This window comes from Pollutimonas sp. M17, from assembly GCF_025836975.1.
Classification (GTDB): domain Bacteria; phylum Pseudomonadota; class Gammaproteobacteria; order Burkholderiales; family Burkholderiaceae_B.
Map to the genome: position 1 here is coordinate 2,237,511 of NZ_CP107548.1, position 21,871 is coordinate 2,259,381.

14 protein-coding genes are annotated in these 21,871 nt (G+C 63.8%); 5 read left to right on the forward strand and 9 right to left on the reverse strand.

Going from position 1 to position 21,871, the window contains the following annotated elements; all coding sequences use genetic code 11:
• Window position 1: 1 nt before the first annotated feature.
• The 4 genes from OEG81_RS10635 to OEG81_RS10650 form a co-directional block, all read right to left on the reverse strand.
• On the reverse strand, window positions 2–1,261 hold the full coding sequence (locus tag OEG81_RS10635; RefSeq protein ID WP_264129208.1) for a D-amino acid dehydrogenase: 1,260 nt from the start codon (window positions 1,259–1,261) through the stop codon (window positions 2–4).
• An 87-nt stretch (window positions 1,262–1,348) separates the two neighbouring features.
• Window positions 1,349–2,386 (reverse strand): CDP-6-deoxy-delta-3,4-glucoseen reductase, encoded by a 1,038-nt coding sequence (locus OEG81_RS10640; RefSeq protein ID WP_264129209.1) that lies wholly within the window; start codon window positions 2,384–2,386, stop codon window positions 1,349–1,351.
• Window positions 2,387–2,457: 71 nt separating this feature from the next.
• Window positions 2,458–4,761, reverse strand: a complete 2,304-nt coding sequence (parC, locus tag OEG81_RS10645) for a DNA topoisomerase IV subunit A (RefSeq protein ID WP_264129210.1) — start codon at window positions 4,759–4,761, stop codon at window positions 2,458–2,460.
• A 99-nt stretch (window positions 4,762–4,860) separates the two neighbouring features.
• Window positions 4,861–6,822, reverse strand: a complete 1,962-nt coding sequence (locus tag OEG81_RS10650; RefSeq protein WP_264129212.1) for a DNA topoisomerase IV subunit B — start codon at window positions 6,820–6,822, stop codon at window positions 4,861–4,863.
• A gap of 236 nt (window positions 6,823–7,058) precedes the next feature.
• On the opposite strand from OEG81_RS10650, the gene trxA reads away from it, so the two are divergent.
• From trxA to gdhA, 3 genes are all read left to right on the forward strand, one after another.
• On the forward strand, window positions 7,059–7,385 hold the full coding sequence (gene trxA, locus OEG81_RS10655) for a thioredoxin TrxA (protein ID WP_264129213.1): 327 nt from the start codon (window positions 7,059–7,061) through the stop codon (window positions 7,383–7,385).
• A gap of 69 nt (window positions 7,386–7,454) precedes the next feature.
• Window positions 7,455–8,711, forward strand: coding sequence for a transcription termination factor Rho (gene rho, locus OEG81_RS10660; protein ID WP_264129214.1), 1,257 nt, complete (start codon window positions 7,455–7,457; stop codon window positions 8,709–8,711).
• 154 nt (window positions 8,712–8,865) lie between these two features.
• Window positions 8,866–10,206: an NADP-specific glutamate dehydrogenase gene (gdhA, locus tag OEG81_RS10665; RefSeq protein WP_264129215.1), complete on the forward strand. Its 1,341-nt coding sequence runs from the start codon at window positions 8,866–8,868 to the stop codon at window positions 10,204–10,206.
• Between the two features lie 65 nt (window positions 10,207–10,271).
• Here gdhA and OEG81_RS10670 read toward each other — a convergent pair whose 3' ends face one another.
• Window positions 10,272–13,895: a YhdP family protein gene (locus tag OEG81_RS10670; protein WP_264129216.1), complete on the reverse strand. Its 3,624-nt coding sequence runs from the start codon at window positions 13,893–13,895 to the stop codon at window positions 10,272–10,274.
• Window positions 13,896–14,006: 111 nt separating this feature from the next.
• Between OEG81_RS10670 and glnE the strand changes: the two genes are divergently transcribed.
• Window positions 14,007–16,784: a bifunctional [glutamate--ammonia ligase]-adenylyl-L-tyrosine phosphorylase/[glutamate--ammonia-ligase] adenylyltransferase gene (glnE, locus tag OEG81_RS10675; protein WP_264129217.1), complete on the forward strand. Its 2,778-nt coding sequence runs from the start codon at window positions 14,007–14,009 to the stop codon at window positions 16,782–16,784.
• 53 nt (window positions 16,785–16,837) lie between these two features.
• Window positions 16,838–17,524 (forward strand): epoxyqueuosine reductase QueH, encoded by a 687-nt coding sequence (locus tag OEG81_RS10680; RefSeq protein ID WP_264129218.1) that lies wholly within the window; start codon window positions 16,838–16,840, stop codon window positions 17,522–17,524.
• Between the two features lie 403 nt (window positions 17,525–17,927).
• Here OEG81_RS10680 and OEG81_RS10685 read toward each other — a convergent pair whose 3' ends face one another.
• From OEG81_RS10685 to OEG81_RS10700, 4 genes are all read right to left on the reverse strand, one after another.
• Window positions 17,928–18,284 (reverse strand): GFA family protein, encoded by a 357-nt coding sequence (locus OEG81_RS10685; protein WP_412034058.1) that lies wholly within the window; start codon window positions 18,282–18,284, stop codon window positions 17,928–17,930.
• A 188-nt stretch (window positions 18,285–18,472) separates the two neighbouring features.
• Window positions 18,473–19,135, reverse strand: coding sequence for a DUF2894 domain-containing protein (locus tag OEG81_RS10690; RefSeq protein WP_264129220.1), 663 nt, complete (start codon window positions 19,133–19,135; stop codon window positions 18,473–18,475).
• Entirely contained in the window at window positions 19,132–19,773 is a 642-nt protein-coding gene (locus tag OEG81_RS10695) for an OmpA family protein (RefSeq protein WP_264129221.1), read from the reverse strand. The genes OEG81_RS10690 and OEG81_RS10695 overlap by 4 nt, the downstream gene beginning before the upstream one ends.
• Window positions 19,770–21,863, reverse strand: a complete 2,094-nt coding sequence (locus OEG81_RS10700; RefSeq protein WP_264129222.1) for a DUF802 domain-containing protein — start codon at window positions 21,861–21,863, stop codon at window positions 19,770–19,772. The genes OEG81_RS10695 and OEG81_RS10700 overlap by 4 nt, the downstream gene beginning before the upstream one ends.
• Window positions 21,864–21,871: the final 8 nt, after the last annotated feature.

A 21,871-nucleotide genomic window follows, 5' to 3' on the forward strand; every position in this document is an offset into this window, starting at 1 on the left:
ATTAGGTTTGACCCAGAAAAGGAAACTCAGGTTCGGGCCGCCGGCCCGAGATAAGGTCAGCCAGCGCGCGACCCGACCCGACCCCCATGGTCCAACCCAAGGTACCGTGCCCGGTATTCAGATACAGGTTCTGGATTTTGGTTCTGCCGATCAGAGGGACATTCGAAGGCGTCGTGGGGCGCAGGCCCGACCAGTAGCACACATTATCAAAATCGAGCGCGCTTGGGAACAATTCCCGGGCAAGCCGCGTCATATTATCGCAACGGATTGTATTAAGCGCGCGCGAATAGCCCGACAGCTCCGCCGTGCCGGCCATGCGCAGCTGATTGCCAAAACGGCTGTAAACCACCTTGTGGGCGCTATCGGTAAGACTGACCGTGGGGGCCGCGGCCGGGTCCACGATATCGAAGGTGGCCGAATAGCCCTTGGCCGGATACACATTGCACGGCACGCCCAGGGGCGATACGAACCAGGGCGTATAAGCGCCCAGCGCCGCCACATAGGCATCGGCCCTCAGCGTTTCATACAGGCCGTCGGGGCGTATCACCTCGGCGCCTTCCACCCGCCCGCCCGACGACACCAGCCGGCTCAACTGGGTGGAAAACCGGAACTCCACCCCGGCGCGCTCCGCCTGCTCGGCCAGCGCCTTGGTAAACAGATAGACGTCGCCGCTTTCGTCCTCGGCCGTGTAGTCGCCGCCCACGATGCTTTGGCGCACCGGAGCCAGCGCGGGCTCGAGCTGGATGATTTCCTCGGGGGTGACGATGCGGCGGTCCACGCCGAAATCGCGCATCACGCCGGCCATGCGCTGGGAGTCCTCGAACTCGGCCTGGTCGCGATAGAAATTGAGTATGCCGCGCTCCAGATGCTTGTAGTCGATGCCCAGCTCCGCGCGCATCGCCTGCAAGGTGCCGCGGCTGTATTCAGACATGCGCACCATGGCGCGTATGTTGGGCGCCAGCCGGCCCGGCAGGCATTCGCGCAGGAATTGCAGGCCCCACCACCACTGCCGGGGATCGAAACGCGGCCGGAAGACAATGGGCGAATCGTCCTTGAACAGCCAGCGCGCCAGCTTCAGCGGCGCTTGCGGATTGGCCCAGGGCTCGGAATACGACACGGAAATCTGGCCGCCATTGGCGCGGCTGGTTTCCTGGGCGGGACCGCTTTCGCGGTCGATGACCATCACATCATGGCCGGCCTGCCTCAGCCACCATGCCGTCGATGTTCCGATTACGCCGCTGCCCAGCACTGCTATCTTCATTGTCCTGTCCTTTAACGCTGATTGGACGACATGCCGCGAAGAATCCGTATCCGCCGCGCACCGGCGCCCTTGCCCGCCGAGATAAGGCTAGTCGGCGGCGTGAGCCTGTGTCGTGAACGCGTCGGCAAAGAACTCGTCCTCGGGCAGGCCATTCAGTTGAATGAAATCCCGGCGCGCGCTCTCGACCATGACGGGCGCGCCGCAGGCGTATACCTGATGCCCCGACAAATCGGGGATGTCTTGCAGGACGGCCTGATGGACGAAGCCCTTGCGGCCCGTCCAGCCGTCCTCGGGCAGCGCCTCGGACACCACCGGCACATAGCTGAAGCCCGGCAGGTCCTTCGTCCATTGCAAGGCCAGCTCGTGCATGTACAGGTCGGCCGGCCGGCGGCCGCCCCAATACAGGGTAGCGGGACGCCGGTCGCCATTGGCCATCATACGCTCGACAATGGCCTTGATCGGTGCGAAGCCCGTTCCGCTGGACACGAACACCAGCGGCTTTTGATTGTCTTCGCGCAGGAAGAACGAGCCGAACGGGCCTTCCACGCGCAGGATCTCGCGCAGTTTCATTTGCGTCTCGCCGGCGCCGAACACATGGTCGGTGAACACCCCGCCCGGCGTATGGCGTATGTGCAACTCGACCAGGTTGTTTTCGCTGGGCGGCGTGGCCATCGAATAGCTGCGCCGGCGGCCATCCTTCAGGATGAACTCGATGTACTGCCCGGGGTAGTAGCGGAAGGGATCCGCCGCGGGCAGCTGCAGCTTGACGATCATGACGTCGCCGGCCGCCTGCTCCAAGCCCATGACGCGCGCCGGCATCTTGCGGATCTGGATGTCGCTGGCCATGCGGATTTCATGCGCTTCTATCGTCAGGTCGGAACTGGGCCGGGCCTGGCAGAAGAGGGTATAGCCCTGCTCCAGGTCTTCGGGCGAGAGGATTTGCGCGGGGCTCGCGCCGGCGTCGTACGACCCGGCAACGACCCTGCCCTTGCAGGTGGAACACGCGCCGTTGCGGCAACTGTACGGCAGGACGATGCCCGCCGCCAGGGCGCCGTCCAGTACGGACTGCCCCTCTTCGACGGTGAACTCGTGCTGGCTGGGTTGAACTGTGACCTTGAAACTCATGACGCCCGATAAAGAAAAATAAACGAAAATACCGCCATTTTAAGCCGGATGGCCTGTTCCCCTCTACGGGACTAGGCGGCCGAAAGTGTAGGTTGCTTCACCTTGACCGACAAGACTTTTCCCTTGCGCGCCCGTTTTCCCGCATATTCGGCCAGCGCATCCCCATCCAGGACCTGGGACGTTTCCTTGTTGCGATAGACGCCGCTGGCCACGACGCCCGCGGGGCCGGCCGCCACCCACTGCTCCAGTGTGTCGCCCGGGTCCAGCGCCATCAATATGGTGCCGCGCCCGCCGCCCGACAGCGTCTTGAGCTCGGCCAGGTCGATGACCAGGAATTTCCCCTTGCGGGCCAGCATGGCCAGCTGGATGTCCGTGTCGCGCAGCGGGATGGGCTTCTTCAGCACGTCGCCCTTGTCCAGGGTGATGAATTGCTTGCCGGCGCGCTGCCGCGTCGTCATGTCTTTCAGCGTCGTGATGAAGCCATAGCCCGACTGGGTGCCAAGCACATAGCGCCGCCCCGGGTTGCCCGCAACCATGTGGACGATGCGCGCGCCCTGCTCGGTCTCGACCATGGACGTGATGGGCTGGCCGTCGCCCCGCGCCGAAGGCAGGCTGGACACCGCCACGGTATACACCCGCCCGGTGCTGGAAAAGGCCACCAGCTCATCGGTGCTCAGGCATTCGATGGCGTCGTACAGCGCGTCACCGGCCTTGAAGTTGAACTGGGCCGCATCATGGCCGTGGCCCTGGCGTGCGCGCAGCCAGCCCTTTTGCGAGATGATGACGGTAACGGGTTCCTGGACGACGCGTGTTTCCAGCACGGCGCGCTCGGCCGCCTCGATCAGCGTGCGCCGGTCGTCGCCATATTGCTTGGCATCGGCCTCGATCTCCTTGATCATCAGGCGCTTGAACGCATTGGGGTTCTCCAGCAGTTCGCGCAGAACGGCCTGCTCGTCGCGCTGGGCCGCGAGCTCTTTCTCGATCTTGATGCCTTCCAGGCGGGCCAATTGCCGCAAGCGCATCTCCAGGATGTCCTCGGCCTGCCTTTCCGACAGATCGAAGCGCTCCATCAAGGCGGCGCGCGGCTCGTCCGACTCGCGTATGGTCTGGATGACCTCGTCCACATTCAGGTAGACCACCATGCGCCCTTCCAGCACATGGATGCGGTCGGTGACCTTGTCCAGGCGGAACTGGGTGCGCCGCGTCATGGTATGGGCGCGGAATCCTATCCACTCGGTCAGCACTTGCCGGAGGGCACGCTGGCCCGGACGGCCATCCGTACCGATGCAGACCAGGTTGAAGGAAACGCTGCCCTCCATGCTGGTCTGGGCCAGCAGGGTATTGACGAACTCGTCGCGGTCGATACGGCTGGTCTTGGGTTCGAAAACCAGGCGGACCGCCGCGTCCTTGCCGGATTCGTCGCGCACCGCATCCAGCAGGCCCAGGATCAATGCCTTGGTCTGCTGCTGCTCCGTGGTCAGGCTCTTCTTGCCCGCCTTGACCTTGGGATTGCTGCGGTCCTCGATTTCCTCGAGTATCTTCTGCGACGACGTGCCCGGCGGCAATTCCGTCACCACCAGCTGCCACTGCCCGCGCGCCATTTCCTCGAATTGCCAGCGGGCCCGCGCCTTGATGGAGCCCCGGCCGGTCGCGTAGACATGGGCGATGTCGGCGGGCGACGAGATGATCTGGCCGCCGCCGGCGAAGTCCGGCCCCGGGATCAGCGCATGAAGATCCTCGTCCGGCAGCTTGGGATTGCGGATCAGCGCGACGCAGGCCTGGGCCACCTCGCGCAGATTGTGCGAGGGGATTTCGGTCGCCATGCCCACCGCGATGCCCGAGGCGCCGTTCAGCAGCATGACCGGCAGGCGCGCGGGCAGAAGCACCGGCTCTTTCTGGCTGCCGTCATAGTTGGGCGCGAAATCGACCGTGCCCTCGTCCAGTTCGTCGAGCAGGACGCGCGCGAAAGGCGTCAGGCGCGCTTCGGTGTAGCGCATGGCCGCGGCATTGTCGCCGTCGCGCGAACCGAAGTTCCCCTGGCCGTCGATAAGCGGGTAGCGCAGGCTGAAGTCCTGCGCCATGCGCACCATGGCGTCATAGGCGGCCTGGTCGCCATGCGGGTGATACTTGCCCAGCACATCGCCGACCACGCGGGCCGACTTGACCGGCTTGGCGCCGGGGCCCAGGCCCATGGCCTGCATGGCGTAGAGAATGCGCCGCTGAACGGGTTTCTGCCCGTCCGCCACGTCGGGCAGGGCCCGGCCCCGCACCACCGACACCGCATAATCCAGATATGCCTGCTCGGCATAATGGGCCAGAGTGATGCCGTCTCCGCCGCTTTCCTGATCGAACAGGCCTGCTTGATTGCTATCCATTTTCTAATCTCGATGTAATGAGGGACCGAATAGGCCGTGGCGGGCCGCGCAACCCTGTGTCGCGCACGCCCCGCGCCGCCGGCCCGGACCATCCATGATTTAAACGTCGACCTCGGCAAGATTGCCTTTTTCTTCGAGCCAGCTGCGGCGCTGGGCCGATTCGCCCTTGCCCATCAGCATGTCGAACATCTGCGTGGTCGCGGCGATGCCCAGTTCGCCGTAGCTGACCGGCATCAGGCGCCGCGTATCGGGATTCATGGTCGTATCCCATAATTGCTCGGCGCTCATCTCGCCCAGGCCCTTGAAGCGGCTGATGCTCCACGAGCCTTCGCGCACGCCGTCGTTGCGCATCTTGTCCTGCACCGCATCCAGTTCGCCCTGATCCAGGCAGTACACCTTGCGCGCGGGGCGCTTGCCCGCCGCCGGCACATCCACCCGGAACAGCGGCGGCCGCGCCACGAACACATGGCCCGCCTCGACCAGCTTGGGAAAGTGCCGGAAGAACAGGGTCAGCAGCAAGACCTGTATGTGCGAACCGTCGACGTCGGCATCCGACAGGATGCAAATACGGCCATAGCGCAGGCCCGACAGGTCGGCTGCATCGCCGGGACCGTGCGGATCGACGCCGATGGCGACTGCGATATCGTGGATTTCGGTATTGGCGAACAGCCGGTCGCGATCGACCTCCCAGGAGTTGAGCACCTTGCCGCGCAGGGGCAGTATGGCCTGGAACTCCTTGTCGCGGCCCATCTTCGCGGAGCCGCCCGCCGAATCCCCTTCGACCAGGAACACTTCAGTACGCGAGGTATCGTTCGATTCGCAATCGGTCAGCTTGCCGGGCAGGACGGCCACGCCGGAACTCTTGCGCTTTTCCACCTTCTGCGACGAGCGCGCCCGGGCCTGGGCCTGGCGGATGGCGCTTTCCGCCAGCTTCTTGCCATGATCCACGTTCGCGTTCAGCCACAGATCCAGTGCATTCTTGACGTAGCCGCTGACCAGGCGCACGGCGTCCCGGCTGTTCAGGCGCTCCTTGATCTGCCCCTGGAACTGCGGATCCAGCACCTTGGCGGACAGGACGAAGCTGGCCCGCGCGAACACGTCCTCGGGCAGCAGCTTCACGCCCTTGGGCACCAGCGAATGCAGCTCCGCAAACGACTTCACGGCGTTGAACAGGCCGTCGCGCAGGCCTGCCTCGTGGGTTCCGCCGGCCGTCGTGGAAATCAGGTTCACATACGATTCGCGCACGACGGCGCCATCGGCCGTCCAGGCCACCACCCATTGGGCGCCCTCGCCCAGCGCGAAGGATTCGTCGTCATGCGCCGCGTACTGCTTGCCCTCGAACACGGGGATGATCTTCTCGGCATCGCCCAGCGCCTCGTCCAGGTAGCCGCGCAGGCCTTCCTGATACTGCCACTCGCGCGTTTCGCCGGTTTTCTCGACGTGCAGCGTCACCTTGATGCCGTTGAGCAATACCGCCTTGCTGCGCAGCGCATGGACCAGCTCGGCCATCGGTATGGCGGCCGTATCGAAGTATTTGGGATCCGGCCAGACCCGCACCCGCGTGCCGGTCTTTCTGCGGCCGGCGGGCTCCAGGGCTTGCAGGGGCGTATGGACTTCGCCGTCGGCGAAAACCAGTTCGTGCGTCTGGCCGTCGCGCCAGACCCGCACTTCCAGCCTTTTGGACAGCGCATTGGTCACGGATACGCCCACGCCGTGCAGGCCGCCCGAGAAGGCGTAGGCGCCGCCGTCCTTCTTGTCGAATTTCCCGCCCGCATGCAGGCGGGTAAAGACCAACTCGACGACCGGGGCGTTTTCCTCGGCGTGCAGGCCTACCGGAATGCCGCGCCCGTCGTCCTCGATGGACGTGCTGCCGTCGGCATGCAGGGTGACCTGGATATGCTTGCCGTAGCCGGCCAGGGCCTCGTCGGCGGCGTTGTCGATGACTTCCTGGAGTATGTGCAGGGGATTGTCGGTGCGGGTATACATGCCCGGCCGTTGCCGCACCGGCTCCAATCCCTTCAGAACGCGGATGGATGCTTCGTCGTAACGTGGTATAGCCAATTTATTCTCGAATTTTGCAAATGGATTGGGGGGTATTTTACGGATAATGTGTTTTTCATGGCCCGGGCACGGGCTGCGGACCGGCCGAACCGGGCTGTGCGCAGCGGCTCCGACAGTGGTATGCTTGTTGAAATCCCGCAACAAACCACACTGAACACTCAATAGAATACATTGTGTTGTTGCCTTGCATTCCCGTATAGTTTTCCGATCCTGATCATCCTCTTTTTCTTTCTATCATGAGCGAATCCATCAAACACGTCAGCGACGCCTCGTTCGAGGCCGACGTCATCAACTCCGACGTTCCCGTCCTGGTCGACTACTGGGCGGCCTGGTGCGGTCCCTGCAAAATGATCGCCCCCTTGCTGGACGAAGCCGCCAATCAGTACAAAGGCCGTGTTATCATTGCCAAGGTCAATGTCGACGATAATCCCGAGACCGCGGCAAAATTCGGCGTTCGCGGTATCCCCACGCTAATGTTGTTCAAAGACGGCAAAGCCGCTGCAACCAAAGTGGGCGCATTGTCCAAATCCCAACTCAGCGCGTTTCTGGACGAATCCCTGTAAACCTGATTTTTGCGCGCGAGCCTTTTCTGGGCTCGCCACCACTTTGCAAATACCCCCCTCTCTCCTCACATGCACCTCACCGAATTAAAAACGCAGCACGTCTCGAAGCTGCTGGAAATGGCCGCCGAGCTGGAAATCGACAACGCCAGCCGCCTGCGCAAACAAGAACTCATGTTTGCCATCATGAAGAAGCGGGCCAAGCAGGGTGAACAGATTTTCGGCGACGGCGTGCTCGAAGTCCTGCCGGACGGCTTCGGTTTCCTGCGCTCGCCCGATACCTCGTACCTGGCCAGCACCGACGACATCTATATATCCCCTTCCCAGATCCGGCGCTTCAACCTGCATACGGGCGATTCCATCGAAGGTGAGGTCCGCACGCCCAAGGACGGGGAACGCTACTTCGCCCTGGTCAAGGTGGACAAGGTCAACGGCATGCAACCCGAGGCCATCAAGCATCGCATCATGTTTGAGAACCTCACGCCCCTGCACCCGGACGAAGTGATGACGCTGGAACGCGACATCAAAAGCGAAGAAAACACCACCGGCCGCATCCTGGACATCTTCGCCCCCATGGGCAAGGGCCAGCGCGCGCTCATCGTCGCCAGCCCCAAGTCGGGCAAGACGGTGATGATGCAGCACATGGCGCATGCCATCAGCACGAACTACCCCGACGCCGTCATGATCGTCCTGCTGGTCGACGAGCGCCCCGAGGAAGTCACCGAAATGCAGCGCACCGTGCGCGGCGAAGTGGTCGCATCGACCTTCGACGAACCCGCCACGCGCCACGTGCAAGTGGCCGAAATGGTCATCGAAAAGGCCAAGCGCCTGGTCGAGCTCAAAAAAGACGTCGTCATCCTGCTGGACTCCATCACCCGACTGGCGCGCGCCTACAACACCGTCGTGCCCGCGTCGGGCAAGGTGCTGACCGGCGGCGTGGACGCCAATGCGCTGCAACGGCCCAAGCGCTTCTTCGGCGCGGCCCGCAATGTCGAGGAAGGCGGTTCGCTGACCATCATCGGCACGGCGTTGGTCGAAACCGGCAGCCGCATGGATGAAGTCATCTATGAAGAATTCAAGGGCACAGGCAACTCCGAGGTTCACCTGGAGCGCCGCCTGGCCGAAAAACGAGTGTATCCGGCCATCAACCTGAACAAATCGGGCACGCGCCGCGAAGAATTACTCATCAAGCCAGAGCTTCTACAAAAGGTCTGGGTGCTGCGCAAGTTCATACACGATATGGACGAAATCGAAGCAATGGAGTTTATTTTGGACAAGATTCGCGCAACCAAGACAAACTCCGAATTTTTCGACATGATGAAAAAATAAGCGGCAAGCCACACCTGTAAGCCTCTCTAGCGAGAGGCTTACTTGCGCTATGCACCCCAATATCTCTTCGGGGTGGACGTGTCGATCCCGAACCGAAACTATTTTCAATCCTCGCTGGGTCTTGCCCACTCAGCCGCATAACAGAGCACTTTTGATGAAACTACCCACACTAGATCAATTCCTTGACCAAATCCGTGCCCGCGACCCGAACCAGCCCGAGTTCATGCAAGCCGTCAAAGAAGTGATGAATAGTTTATGGCCTTTCATTGAACGCAACCCGCGCTATGCCGAACATGGATTGCTTGAGCGCCTGGTGGAGCCCGAACGCGCCATCCAGTTTCGTATTTCCTGGGTCGACGATCAGGGGAAGGTCCAGATCAATCGCGGTTTCCGCATCCAGCACAGCTCGGCCATCGGCCCCTTCAAGGGCGGCATGCGCTTCCACCCCTCGGTCAACCTGTCCATCCTGAAATTCCTGGCCTTCGAGCAGACCTTCAAGAATGCCCTGACCACCCTGCCCATGGGCGGCGGCAAGGGCGGTTCCGACTTTGATCCCAAGGGAAAATCCGACGGTGAAGTCATGCGCTTCTGCCAGGCCCTCATTCTCGAGCTCCACCGCCACCTGGGTCCGGATACCGATGTCCCCGCGGGCGATATCGGCGTGGGCGCGCGCGAAGTCGGTTTCATGGCCGGCATGATGAAAAAGCTGTCCAACTCGTCGGCCAGCGTCTTCACCGGAAAAGGCCTGAGCTTCGGCGGCAGCCTGATCCGGCCGGAAGCCACCGGCTACGGCACGGTGTACTTTGCCGAGGAGATGCTCAAGCATGCCCACCAGTCCATCGAGGGCCTGACGGTCTCGGTCTCGGGCTCGGGCAATGTGGCGCAGTACGCCATCCAGAAATGCATGCAGCTGGGCGCCAAGGTCGTGACCGTTTCCGATTCGCACGGCACGGTGGTGGACAAGGCGGGCTTCACCCCCGAGAAGCTGGCCGAACTGATCCGCCTGAAGAACGAAGAACGCGGCCGCGTCGAAACCTACGCCAAGAAGTTCAACCTGGTGTACGAGGCCGGCAAGCGCCCCTGGCATATCCCGGTCGACGTCGCGCTGCCCTGCGCCACGCAGAACGAGCTGGAGCTTGACGATGCCAAGGCCCTGATCGCCAACGGCGTGCGCTGTGTCGCCGAAGGCGCCAACATGCCCACCAGCCTGGATGCGGTGGACGCCTTCATCGATGCCAAGATCCTGTATGCCCCGGGCAAGGCCAGCAATGCCGGCGGCGTGGCGGTATCGGGCCTGGAAATGAGCCAGAACGCCCAGCGCCTGCAATGGACGCGCGAACAGGTCGACAGCAAGCTGCACGCCATCATGCGCGACATCCACGAGAACTGCGTGCGCCACGGCACGGAAGGCCAGTCGGTCAACTACGTGAACGGCGCCAACATCGCCGGCTTCGTGAAGGTGGCCGACGCCATGCTGCAGCAAGGCATCTACTAGGCATCAACGGGCGGCGGGCAAACGACGCGCATCGCGCCGCGCCCCACATGCCGCCGCCCCCGCTTTTACGGCGTGATCTCTTCGCCTCCGCCCGCCCCGCCATCCGCGCGGGACGGCGCGGCGACTTCCTCGACCTTGGGGTCGGCCCAGTCCCCTCTTATCCGGTATTCGACCGTCATCGCCTTGGCCAGCGGCGCCTGCAGAAACCATTGCGTCAGGAATGCGCCTATGCCCACGATGGGATTGATGGCGATGCCCGCCGCGATCGCCGCGCCGCTGACGTCCAGGTTGGGTATGACCACCGCCTGCAAGTCCAGCGTGTCGTTCAGCAGGTTCACGTCGCCCCCCAGGACTATGGTACCCACCGGCCCGATGACGCGATAATCGCTGGTGCTCATCAGGCCATTCTTCAGAATCACGGTGCCGCGCAAATCGTCGTAAGGGAAGCCGTCCTTGGTCAGGCCGGCGGGATTGAAGTCCAGGCGCGCAAGGCGCTTGACCGATTGCAGCGACAATAACTCCAGCAGGCGGGCCGAGTATGAATTGAGGTTGTTGAAACGGCCCTTCTTCAGGGCGAACTCTATGCTGCCGTTCAAATCGGCCTTGCTGAAATCCCACGGCATGTTGCGCCATTCGAAGTTGCCGCGCATGGTTCCCGCGCCGCCCTTCATCAGATCCTTGAAGCCGATCTGGTCGAGATAGGCGCCAAGGTCGTCGGCCTGCACCTGGGCATCGAGTTTCAGGCCGCGCCGCGGGCCGCTCAGGCGCCACATGCCGTTGCCCTCCAGCACCGCCGAAGGACTGCTCAGCTTCAGTTCGTTCAGCCGCCACAGGCGGCCACGCTCCTGGTTCACGCCGACCACCGACAATTCGCCGACGTCTCTGCCGTAAAGACGCAAGTTCTTCACATGCAGGTTGATCCCCGGAATATCCAGATCGTCGTCGACATGGAAATCCTCCGCGTCGTCCCCGGCCTTCTCCTGGCGCGAGGTATCGCGCCCCAGCGAAAGGCGGTCGAAGCTGGCATCGACCCGGCCCGCCACCTTGCCCTTGGCCTCGCGCCAGAACAGGGTTCCCGCCGTCTGCGACGAGCTGATGTCCACGCGCCACTGGGCGCTTTGGGGCCGGCGCGCCGTGAACGTCAGTTCGTCCAGCGTCAGCCCCTGGACATCGGCTTGCCTGGCTTGCAGGCGGACTTCAGCGAGATCAGGCAGCAAGGGCCGCTCACGCCGCGTGTCCTGCTTGGAGCTGGACGTCGAGAACTCGGTGGCGACGGTCTGCCAGGCGTCGATGTCGACAAAGGGATAGAGGACATCCAGCCTCATCCCCGTCATGGGAAGATCGGGATTTTTGTTTATTCCGGCCGCGCCGGCGTAGAAGTAGCTTCCGCCCTTTTGATTCTCGCGATGCAGCAGGCGCGCGTTCACTTCATGGCCCAGCACGATGTTCAGCGCCATGCTTTTGCGGTCGCTGTGGCGTTTCCAGCTGACTTGAAGCGGCAGTGCCTGCTCCGCGGCCTTGTCCAGGGGCGGCGGCAGATCCAGCGCCAGGCCTTTCAGGTCCGACTCGGCCACCAGCGAGAAATCCCTGTTCTTGTCGCGCTGCAAGGTCGCCCTATAGGCCAGCACGCCTTTCAGGCGCTTCATGCCCTCGACACCCACATAGCCCGCCAGGTCCTTGTCGGCGGCGCGGCCTTGCAGCTTCAGCCCCTTCAGGTCGCCGCCCACTCCTCCGCTGGCAACGAGAGGCCCGCCCAGGAACTGCGCCTTGAGCTCCGAGGCGCTGATGGTGCTGTCGGTGAAGTCCATGCTGCCGGTCAGTTGCCGGAAGGGCGGCATTTCGGGCATCAGCCGGAGGGTACTGCCCGAAAAGCGGATGGCGCCGCTCACCGTGGTGTCGCGGCTATGCAGCAAGGGGATGGACAGCGACAAAGGCACTTCCCAGACGCCGTCCGCGCTGGCCTCGTCGAAAATTCCGTCCAGCAGTTCGCCCAGGGGCGAATGCGCCATGAGCGCCAGGTAGGCCTCGCCCTTGGCCGCCGTTTCGCCCTGTATGCCCAGGACGGAGTTCTCTTCGATGTTCGGGATGCGCGCCTGGACGTTCTTCAACTGGATGGGCAGGCCGGTCGTCGGCCACATGGTCGCCTGATCGGCCACCAGGCGCAGATCGGCGCGGTTCAGCGCCACGGAACCCTGCATATCGGTCAGGCGCGGCCAGCCCAGTTCCTTGCCCTCGGGCGGCAGGTAGTCGATGATGCCGCCGGTGTATTTTCCTTCCACCGAGAAATCCCCCTTGGAAGGGTCTTCATTGAAGGGAAAATATTCCAGGTCGCCGCGCAGGACCAGGCTGGCGTCTTCGATCTGCCCGTCCACCAGGCCTTTGGCCATCCACTCCCGCGCATCCAGGTTCACGGTATTGGGCAGGTACTCGTCGATGGCGGTAATGAGCGCCCGCTTGAAGTGGCCGCCGACCTCGACCAGCCCGGACGGCCCGTCGCCGCCCTGGCGCCAGTTCCCATGCAGGCTCGCCTCCATGTCCTTGTTTGCAATATCCGCCTGGTCCGCCTGCACGCTGAGCAAGCCGCCGGCCAGGCTCTGCACGGCACCCTTGGCGCCGATATGCTCGAAATCCAGCGGATATTCGAAAACGCCGGGCGCCAGTACATTCAGTTGACGCGCCTGCAGGCGAAATTCAAGTGGCGGCGCGCCGGTTTCTGCGCGCTCGAGCAGACCCTCATGGCCATCCCACGGCCCGGCCAGGTACAGGCGCAGAAAACCGGCCTGCACCTGCGCCTGCCCTTCGAAATCCCAGTGGCCGTGGCTTACGCTGACGTCCGAAGTGAAATGCTGTATTTCGCCCGCGCCGAACCGCAGCCAGGCCTGGGCCGACACCCGGCCCGATTTCAGGCTTTGCGGCAAATCCATCCAGGGCGACCAGCCCAGCGGCCGCATGTCCTCGATACGCGCATAAAGCTGGCCCGCTCCGCCGGCGAAGGCGAACGTCCCGGGCGAATCGGCGGCAGCCTGCCGGAATGTGCCGCGCATGTCCAGCGACTCGCCCAGCTCGGACGGCGGAACGGCCATCAGCGAGTAGCGGTGGTCGCGTCCCTGGTTGAACACATTCAGGGTGACGCCCTTGAGCACCAGGGGAGGCGCCTGGCGGGTTTCGTCGGTCCACCGGATGGTGGCATCGCTGAGCACGATCTGCCGCTGCATGACCAGCCAGTCCACGAAGCCGGCCGACTCGCCCTCGGCGGACGCGTCCATCGACTCCAGGTCGAACGATCGGCCCAGAAGATGCAAGCGCCCTTCACGGTCCCGGCGGATATCCAGGTCGATGCCGCCGGCATCCAGGCTGACGAACAGCGGGGTCAAGGAAAACAGGCTGCGCCAGCTGAGTACGGCCCGCAATTGCGGCAGCTTCAGCAGCATCCGCCGCTTGTGGCCGGTGAAGACCACATCGCTGATTTCGATGCGGGGGTTCAGTCCGGTCCACTCGGCCTCGATGCGGCCCAGGCTGACGTCGGTATCGAGCACGGAGGACAATTGGCGGCTTATCTGCGGCCGCCAGTCGTCGATATTGGGCAGCACCCAATAGCGCACGCCCAGGAAGCCGGCGGCAAGCAGGAAATAGATCAGGAGCGCGATCTTGCCCAGAATCCGGAGGAAGGCGGTAGAAAGTGGAAACACAGAGTGATCAGGGCCTGTTACGGTAATATTTGCGGTATCTTCTTGGGTCTCATACCCGTTGCACGGTCGTCGTCTTCCTGTTATTTCAGCCACATCCTTCTTGCAGGCCTTATGTCCGAAGCCATTATATTAGAGCCGGCCTTGCGCTGGTCCGGCGCCTTGCGGCGCAAGCTCGGCGCCAACCTTCCGTTCCAGCAATGGCTGACCGAGGCGGCCGGCCAGGCCCTGACGCCGCAAACCCTACACGCCTGGTTCGATGAGCTCAAAGGCGGTCCCTCCAGCGATGCGCTGTCCACCGAGGATGTGCGGCGGGTGTTGCGCCAATTGCGCGAACGCGTATTCTTTACCGCGATGGCGCGCGACATCAACGGCAGCGCGCCCTTGCAGGAGGTCGTGGCGGCCATGTCGGCGCTGGCCGACCTGGCCGTGGCGCAAGCCTACAAAAGCGTGGCATCGAGCCTGGCCGAAGTACATGGCGAACCCATCGATCCGGCCACCGGCCTGCCCCAGGAGCTGCTGATCGTGGGCATGGGCAAGCTGGGCGGCAAGGAGTTGAACGTGTCGTCCGACATCGACCTCATCATGCTCTACGGCGAGGAAGGCGAGACCACCGGACGGCGCAAGATCAGCCATCATGAGTTCTATGGCCGCGTGACCCAGCGGATGATGCCCATCCTGTCGGAAATCGATCAATATGGCCAGGTGTTCCGCACAGACCTGCGCCTGCGCCCGGACGGCGACTCCGGCCCCCTGGCCTGGAGCCTGGACGCGCTGGAGAATTACCTGGTGGCGCAGGGCCGGGAGTGGGAGCGCTATGCCTGGCTCAAAGGCCGGGTCATCCCCTGCCAGGCTTTTGCCGGCAGCCGGCCCGCCGCCCAGCTGGAGCAGCTGGAAGCGCTGCGCACGCCCTTTGTCTACCGCAAATATTTCGACTTCGACGCCTTGGCGGCCCTGCGCGGCCTGCGCGAACGGATACGGCTGGACTGGCAGCGGCGCGCCCTGGCCCGCAATGGCGTGGACACCGTGCACAACATCAAGCTGGGCGAAGGCGGTATACGGGAAATCGAATTCGTCGTCCAGTTGAACCAGTTGATACGCGGCGGCCGCATGCCGTCGCTGCAGCAGCGCGGACTGCTGAATGCCCTGCGCCGGCAAAAGGAAGCGGGCGTCATCGCGGCCGATGTGGCGGACAGGCTGGCCTCGGCCTACGATTTTCTTCGCCGCGTCGAGCATCTGCTGCAGTACCGCGAAGATGAACAAACCCATTTGCTGCCGCGCGACCCGGAAGGCTGCGCCGGCCTGGCCCGGGCCATGGGCATGGACCCGCCGGCGTTCGAGGCGGCGCTGTCGGACCACCGCGCCTTCGTGGCGCAAACCTTCCGCGACGCCTTCCGCATTGCCGGCATGGCCGATGGCGACGAGACGGGCGGCGCCTCGGCAAGCCGCGCCGAAGCGCCTTGCGCCGACCTGGCCGCGCATATCCAGCAGAATATCGGCGAACGACCCGACACCATATGCGAGCGAGTCGATTCGCTGCTGGACGGACACCGCGTCCGCAGCCTGCCGTCCACCAGCCGCAAGCGCGTCGAAGCGCTTTTGCCGGCCATCGTCAGCGCCGCCGCAAAAACCGAAGATCCTCACGCCACGGTGCTGCGCCTTCTGAACCTGGTGGAGCATATCGCCCAGCGCAGCGCCTATCTTGCTTTGCTGGCGGAGTATCCCGAAACCCTGGCCCGGCTGGCGCGCATCGTGGGCGCCAGCCCCTGGGCCTCGCAATACCTCAGCCGCTACCCCATTTTGCTGGACAGCCTGATCGAGTGGCGGTCCCTGCTTGAGCCGCCCGCCTTCGAGCAGATTGCCCGGCAGATGAACAGCGAGCTCGATGCCTGCGTCCTGCCGGACGGCCGGCCCGACGTCGAGCAGCAGATGAATTTGATGCGCGACATCCAGCACCAGATCACCTTCCAGCTGCTGGCCCAGGATCTGGAGGGCGTCCTGACGGTGGAGCAGTTGGCCGACCGCCTGTCGGCCCTTGCCGACATGATGTTGGCGGAAACCATCACGCGGGTCTGGCCCTTGGTGCAGCCGCGCGGAAAGCAGGCCCAGCCTCTTGCACCGCCCCATTTCGCCATCATCGCCTACGGCAAACTGGGCGGCAAGGAGATCGGCTACGCCTCGGACCTGGATCTGGTCTTCCTGTACGACGACCCCAACGACGAAGCCAGCGAGATCTACGCCAAGCTGGGACGCCGCATGGCGTCCTGGCTGTCCACCATGACCTCTTCCGGCCGCCTGTACGAGATCGACCTGCGCTTGCGTCCCGACGGCGACGCCGGCCTGCTGGCCGTATCGGTGGACGCGTTCTCGCAATACCAGACGCAGCATGCCTGGGCCTGGGAGCACCAGGCGATCACCCGCGCCCGCTTCGTCGTGGGCGACGAAACCATAGGGCGCCGCTTCGAGGATATCCGCCGGCAGGTGATGCTGCTGCCGCGAGACCCCGAAACCCTCAAGGATGAAGTGCGGGCGATGCGCGAGAAGATCAGCGCCGGCCATCCCAATCCCACGCATGACTTCGACCTGAAGCACGATCGCGGCGGCATGGTCGACGTGGAGTTCATTACGCAATACCTGGTGCTGTGCCACTCGCGCGGGAATCCCGAGCTGCTGGACAACCTGGGCAATATCGCCCTGCTGCGGCTGGCCTCGGAAGCGGGCCTGATTCCCGCCGATCTGGCGGGACAGGCGGCGGACGCCTACCGGGAGTTCCGCAAGCGGCAGCATGCCTTGCGCCTGCAGGGCGCCGAGAAGGCGCGTGTGGCCAGCGATCAGTTCGAGAAGGAACGCGTGGCGGTCAGGCAACTTTGGAATATGGTGATAGGCGACTAAAATAGTCCTTCATCGATTCATTTTATACGCCGCCGCGGCGGCGCATTATTGCCATGACCGACGTCCAACGCCCCAAACTCGTCCTGCCCGACAATCGCAAGAAGGTGCTGATGCATTCCTGCTGCGCGCCCTGTTCGGGAGAGGTGATGGAAGCCATGACGGCTTCAGGCATCGACTATTCCATTTATTTCTACAACCCGAACATTCATCCCGATCGCGAGTACGAGATCCGCAAGAACGAGAATATCCGCTTCGCCGAGCAACACGGCATCGAGTTCATCGATGCGGATTATGATCGCGACAATTGGTTCGAGCGGGTCAAGGGGCTGGAAAACGAGCCCGAACGCGGGCAGCGCTGCACGGTTTGCTTCGACATGCGCTTCGAGCGCACGGCGCTGTATGCGCACGAGCATGGTTTCGATACGATTACGAGCTCGCTGGGGATTTCGCGCTGGAAGGACATGAATCAGATCAATGGCTGCGGCGAGCGGGCGGCGGCCAGGTATCCTGAACTGATCTACTGGACGTATAACTGGCGGAAAGGCGGCGGTTCGGCCCGTATGATAGAAATCAGCAAGCGCGAGGAGTTCTATCAGCAGGAATACTGCGGGTGTGTGTATTCGCTGCGCGATACGAATAGGCATCGCCGGGAGCAGGGACGCGAGCGGATCAAAATAGGGATCAAGTTCTACGGGAAGGATGAGCTGGAGTTGAATCCGCCTCCTGGGGTGGAGTCTTGATTTCTGTCATTTGTTTAGCGTGATTCGGTGAGGATCCGTATAGCTTAACGGGTCCTTTTTTTTCTTCTCGTTTTTGTCATTTAACACGCGGACACCTGTGTACCCGGCGGGTCCCGGCACGGCGTGCTTGTTCCCGCGTCTTCCTCGTCCAGGCGGGCGTCGGGCGAACTCCCTGCGCGCCACTACGTGCCGCTCCGGTCAGACAGCGCCCGACGAAGGCCCCCGCCTTCCCTACGGAAGCACGCGGCGCACGCCTAAACGCCGGAACCCGCCGGGTACACAGGCGTCTGCTGTATCGGGTGCAGTGAAAAGCCGGCTCAATGAATTAGGATTTCGGTCTTATTGAACGGCGCGTCTAACGTCGGCAGTAGAACATAGGCCTCTCGGAAGCGGGGCTTGCTGCCTACGCCTTCGCGCCATCGTAGTGCTGGAGTTCCAACGCATCCAGGTCGATGGCGGGCACGCAGCGCAGGTTGATGGCGCGGACTTCCGATCCGTCGGGATTGGCCCCGTAGGCGAAAGGCTCGGTGCCGCAGATCTGGCAAAAGCGATGAGCTATCTTGTGGGTGTTGAACTTGTAGGAGCGCAGGGCTTCCTCGCCCTGCGTCAAGGTGAACTGCTCCGCCGGAAAGAATGACAACAAGAATCCCTTCCGCCGACAGTGTGAGCAATTGCAGCTGATCGCCGCGGCCGGCGGTTCGGCGTTCACCTTGAATTGGACGGCTCCGCAGTGACAGCTTCCTTCAAACGACATTGGCATTCCTTATCTATCGGTGGGCAAACGGCCCTCTTGGAGCGGGGCCATTCATGACGGCCTGGATGGCAGGCCTTCAAAGGTCGAATAGTACGCCGGGCCAGGGGTTCCTGAACAGCCCCTGCAAAGTGGCATGTCCTGAGCCATCCTGTGGGCATGCCCCGCATAGAAAGACGGAAGGTCCGCTGAAATGGCTAGCGCTGCCTGCCACGGGGCGGCTTTCTGGCCGCCGGCCCGGAAGTTCCTTCTTTACCCGTCACGAATCCACTATCGCTCAACTGCTCCAGCCATGACAAGGCATCGACGTAGGACAGGAAGTGGTGCAGGTATTCAGGCGATCGCTCGCCCATCAGGGCCAGCGATCGATGGACCAGGTTGGTCGAATTGAGGGGACCCGCATTGTCCGGCACCTTGGCCTTCGACTGTCGCAGCAGCCGCTTGGCGCCCACTCTGGACCAGATGTTCCGGAAATAATCGATGGACGAGAGTTCGGATCCCAAGCTGCCTTGACTGGCGGAGCCGCCCGTGTCGAGCTTCACGCCGTCCCGCGGCTTTCGGCTTGCGATGTAGGCGGCAAGCTCGGCCAGGGGGCCGCCGTCCGCCGCGCCGGCTTGCGGCTGTCCGGTGGCGGCCTGGGTCTCGCCGCCATCCGTGTGGCCTTCCTTGCCGTCCTGATAGGTTCGCAGCAGTTCGGACAGCCTTGCGTCCAGCAACTGGCGCGGCTCGCCGCTGTGGCTGTCGGCCCGCCGGGCGAGGCCCTGGATGAAATGGTAACGGACGGGATCCAGTCGGTCGGCGCCCTGCTCGCGCCAGGCGGCAAGAAGCGCCCGGGCTTGGTCGACGGCCTCGCTGCTCACGAGCCACCCGCCGTGGCGGACGGCTTGGCGATGGGCGCGATTTCCACCCGCCGGTTCCTGGCGCGCCCTTCTTCGTCGGCATTGGGCGCCACGGGCTGCTGGGCGCCGAACGCGGCCGCGAAAACCGATGACGGCGGGATCCCCTCATCGATCAGGGCGCGCGTGACGGTCAGCGCACGCTGGGCCGAGAGCTCCCAGTTGTCGGCGAACCTGCGGTTGCCCTCGTGGACCGGCTGGTCGTCGGTGAAGCCGCTGACCATCAGCACCTGGCCATGGGCTTGCAGGTAGTCGGACAGCGGCCCGACCAGGGACCGCAACACGTCGCGGCCTTCGGCCTGCAATTGGGCGGAGTTCAGCGCAAACAGCACGCTGCCGCTGATCCCGATGCGCCCATCCACCAAGGTGACCCGGCCTTCGGCCAGCGGCCTGGCCAGCGCCTGCTCCAGGGTCTTGCGGCGCTGCGTCTCTTCCTGGCGATGATGGATTTCCTCTTCCAGCCTGGCGGAAAGTTCCAGTTGCACGCCGATCACGCCCACCAGAACCAGCACGAAGGCGCCCAGCAGCACCGACATCAGGTCGCCGAAGACGGCCCATACGGGCGCCGTCGGCTCGACGCCGGTGTCCAGTTCGCCGCTCATGCCGGTACCGGGCCGGCGCTTGCCTGCCGGCCCGCCATCTGCTGCAGCTCTTCGATGATCTGCTTCTGCGACATGATGCTCAGATCGATGACCTCTTTCGCCTGCGCCACGTAATAGGCAAGCTGTTCGTCGCTGCGCGCCATCGATTTGTCGAGCACCGCTTCGATGCGTTGCAGATGCTCCATCAGGGCCGCGTTCGATTGGCCGAACGACTGCACGGCGGCCCCGAACGCGTCGCCCAGGCTGGCCACTTCGACGGCGCTTCCGGCGACCTGCGCGGCGACCTGGCCGATCCTGTCGGTTTCGGCCTGTACCTTGTCGGTGAACTGGGCGCCGACGCGATCCAGCACGTCGGCCGAGCGGGCCAGCAGGGCATCGACGGCCCCGCGTTGTTCGGACGAGGCATGATTCACGGCGTCGAGCAGCGTTCCCAGCGTTTCCATGAGCCGGTTGCGCTCTTCCAGCATGGCATTGTCGCGCGCCATGCTGTCGGAAAAGGCCTGGCGCACTTCGGCAACCAGACTGGCCGCCGCCTTGGGCGCCTCCGCGGTGGTTTGCATCAGTTCCGCGATCTGTGCGATGGTGCTGCCCGCCTGCTCCCGCGCCTGCGTCGATATATGGCCGGCGGTTTGCTCCAGGATTTCGCAAATTTGTTGCTGGCGGATGGCGGCCTGGGCGCCCGCCTCTTCCCACTGCCGGCTGAGCGCTCCGGCCGTGCCCTCGAGCGCGGCGCTCCAGGCTGCCAGCCGCTGTTCGTCCTGGGCCGCCAATTGCGCCCGCAGTTCGCCATGCGACTGGCCCACGGTCTGCACCAGCGAGGTGGAATGCCGCTCAAGCGCCGACACGGCAGCCGTCAAGGCGCGCTGGTTCCCGTCCGACAGCTTCTCGCTGGCATGCTCGTGCCGGGCCAGCGCGGCGCTCCATGCTTCGGACATCGTATCCGCCGCCGCGTCCATGCGGGCCGAGACCTTGTCCAGCAGGATGGCGGAGCGCTGCTCGAATCCCTGCGAGTAGCCATCCAGCGATACGCGCAGATCCGCGACCAGCGAGTCGCTGGCGTGCCGATGCTCGGCCAATGCGCCCTTCCAGATGTCGGCCACCGTTGCCGACGAGGACTCCACTCGGCTGGACAAGCCATCCAGCTGCTGCTGTACGGCCTGCGTGATCACCTCATGCAGCGTCGCGGTGTCCCGGGCCAAGCCGGCCATCGTGGCCTCGACAGCGGGCTGGACCGCCGCGGCGGCCAGGCGAGCACCTTCGGCGACGCCTTCCTTCAAGGACTGCTCCACGGAAGCCGCCAGTCGCATGTAGGCGGCGTCGGCCTTGGCATGGAAGTCGTCCTGCCTGGATGCCATCCTCTCATTCAAGGCGGCGTCATGCCGCTCCATCGCCGTCATCATGGCCTGCAGCCTATCGACGAGCTCCGCCATGCCCAGCGTCTGCTGCCGCAGGAGCTTGGAGTCCTCCTCGCGCTGATAAGCGGGCGAATACAGGCGCAGCGCGGTCCCGATCTTTGCGTCGAGCATCTGCGCCGCCCGGATGCGCTCGCGGCGGCACAGGGCGGAGAGCAGCCCCAGCATCGCGGACGCGGCCACGCCGGCGACCGAGGTGCCGAAGGCGAACCCCAGGCCCTTGACGGGCGCGGCCAGCGACGCGCGGATCGCCTGCAGGTCGGTGGCGCCCTCCAGAGCAAGGCCCGTGCCCCTCAAGGTGGCGACCATGCCCAGAAAGGTGCCCAGCATGCCCAGCAGCACCAGCAATCCCACCAGATAAGGCGCCAGCACCGGCCCCGGCAGGCCGACACGCTCGCCTTCGACGCGCTGGCGTACTGCAACGCGCAAGCCGGGATGCATACTGGAGAGCCAGTCATCCAAGCTGTCCGGAGGCCCGGACAAGCCTGCCAGCGCCTCCGTCAGCGTGGACGTCGCCTGCTTGTAGCGAAACAGCTCCAGTGCGCCCGACAGGTAGACAATGATGATGAGGGCCGTCACGGCCAATGCCAGCAAGTTCGACGCCACATAGCCGGCGCCGATCCAGCATGCCACGGCAAGGCCTACGGCGAAGACAAAAAAATGAAGGAATCGATTCATAGGGTTTG

Coding starts and splice junctions, on each gene's coding strand:
- rho (WP_264129214.1), top strand. CDS start 7,455: ATGCACCTCACCGAATTAAAAACGCAGCACGTCTCGAAGCTGCTGGAA.
- OEG81_RS10700 (WP_264129222.1), bottom strand. CDS start 21,863: ATGAATCGATTCCTTCATTTTTTTGTCTTCGCCGTAGGCCTTGCCGTG.
- OEG81_RS10685 (WP_412034058.1), bottom strand. CDS start 18,284: ATGCCAATGTCGTTTGAAGGAAGCTGTCACTGCGGAGCCGTCCAATTC.
- gdhA (WP_264129215.1), top strand. CDS start 8,866: ATGAAACTACCCACACTAGATCAATTCCTTGACCAAATCCGTGCCCGC.
- glnE (WP_264129217.1), top strand. CDS start 14,007: ATGTCCGAAGCCATTATATTAGAGCCGGCCTTGCGCTGGTCCGGCGCC.
- OEG81_RS10635 (WP_264129208.1), bottom strand. CDS start 1,261: ATGAAGATAGCAGTGCTGGGCAGCGGCGTAATCGGAACATCGACGGCA.
- trxA (WP_264129213.1), top strand. CDS start 7,059: ATGAGCGAATCCATCAAACACGTCAGCGACGCCTCGTTCGAGGCCGAC.
- parC (WP_264129210.1), bottom strand. CDS start 4,761: ATGGATAGCAATCAAGCAGGCCTGTTCGATCAGGAAAGCGGCGGAGAC.
- OEG81_RS10680 (WP_264129218.1), top strand. CDS start 16,838: ATGACCGACGTCCAACGCCCCAAACTCGTCCTGCCCGACAATCGCAAG.
- OEG81_RS10695 (WP_264129221.1), bottom strand. CDS start 19,773: ATGAGCGGCGAACTGGACACCGGCGTCGAGCCGACGGCGCCCGTATGG.
- OEG81_RS10640 (WP_264129209.1), bottom strand. CDS start 2,386: ATGAGTTTCAAGGTCACAGTTCAACCCAGCCAGCACGAGTTCACCGTC.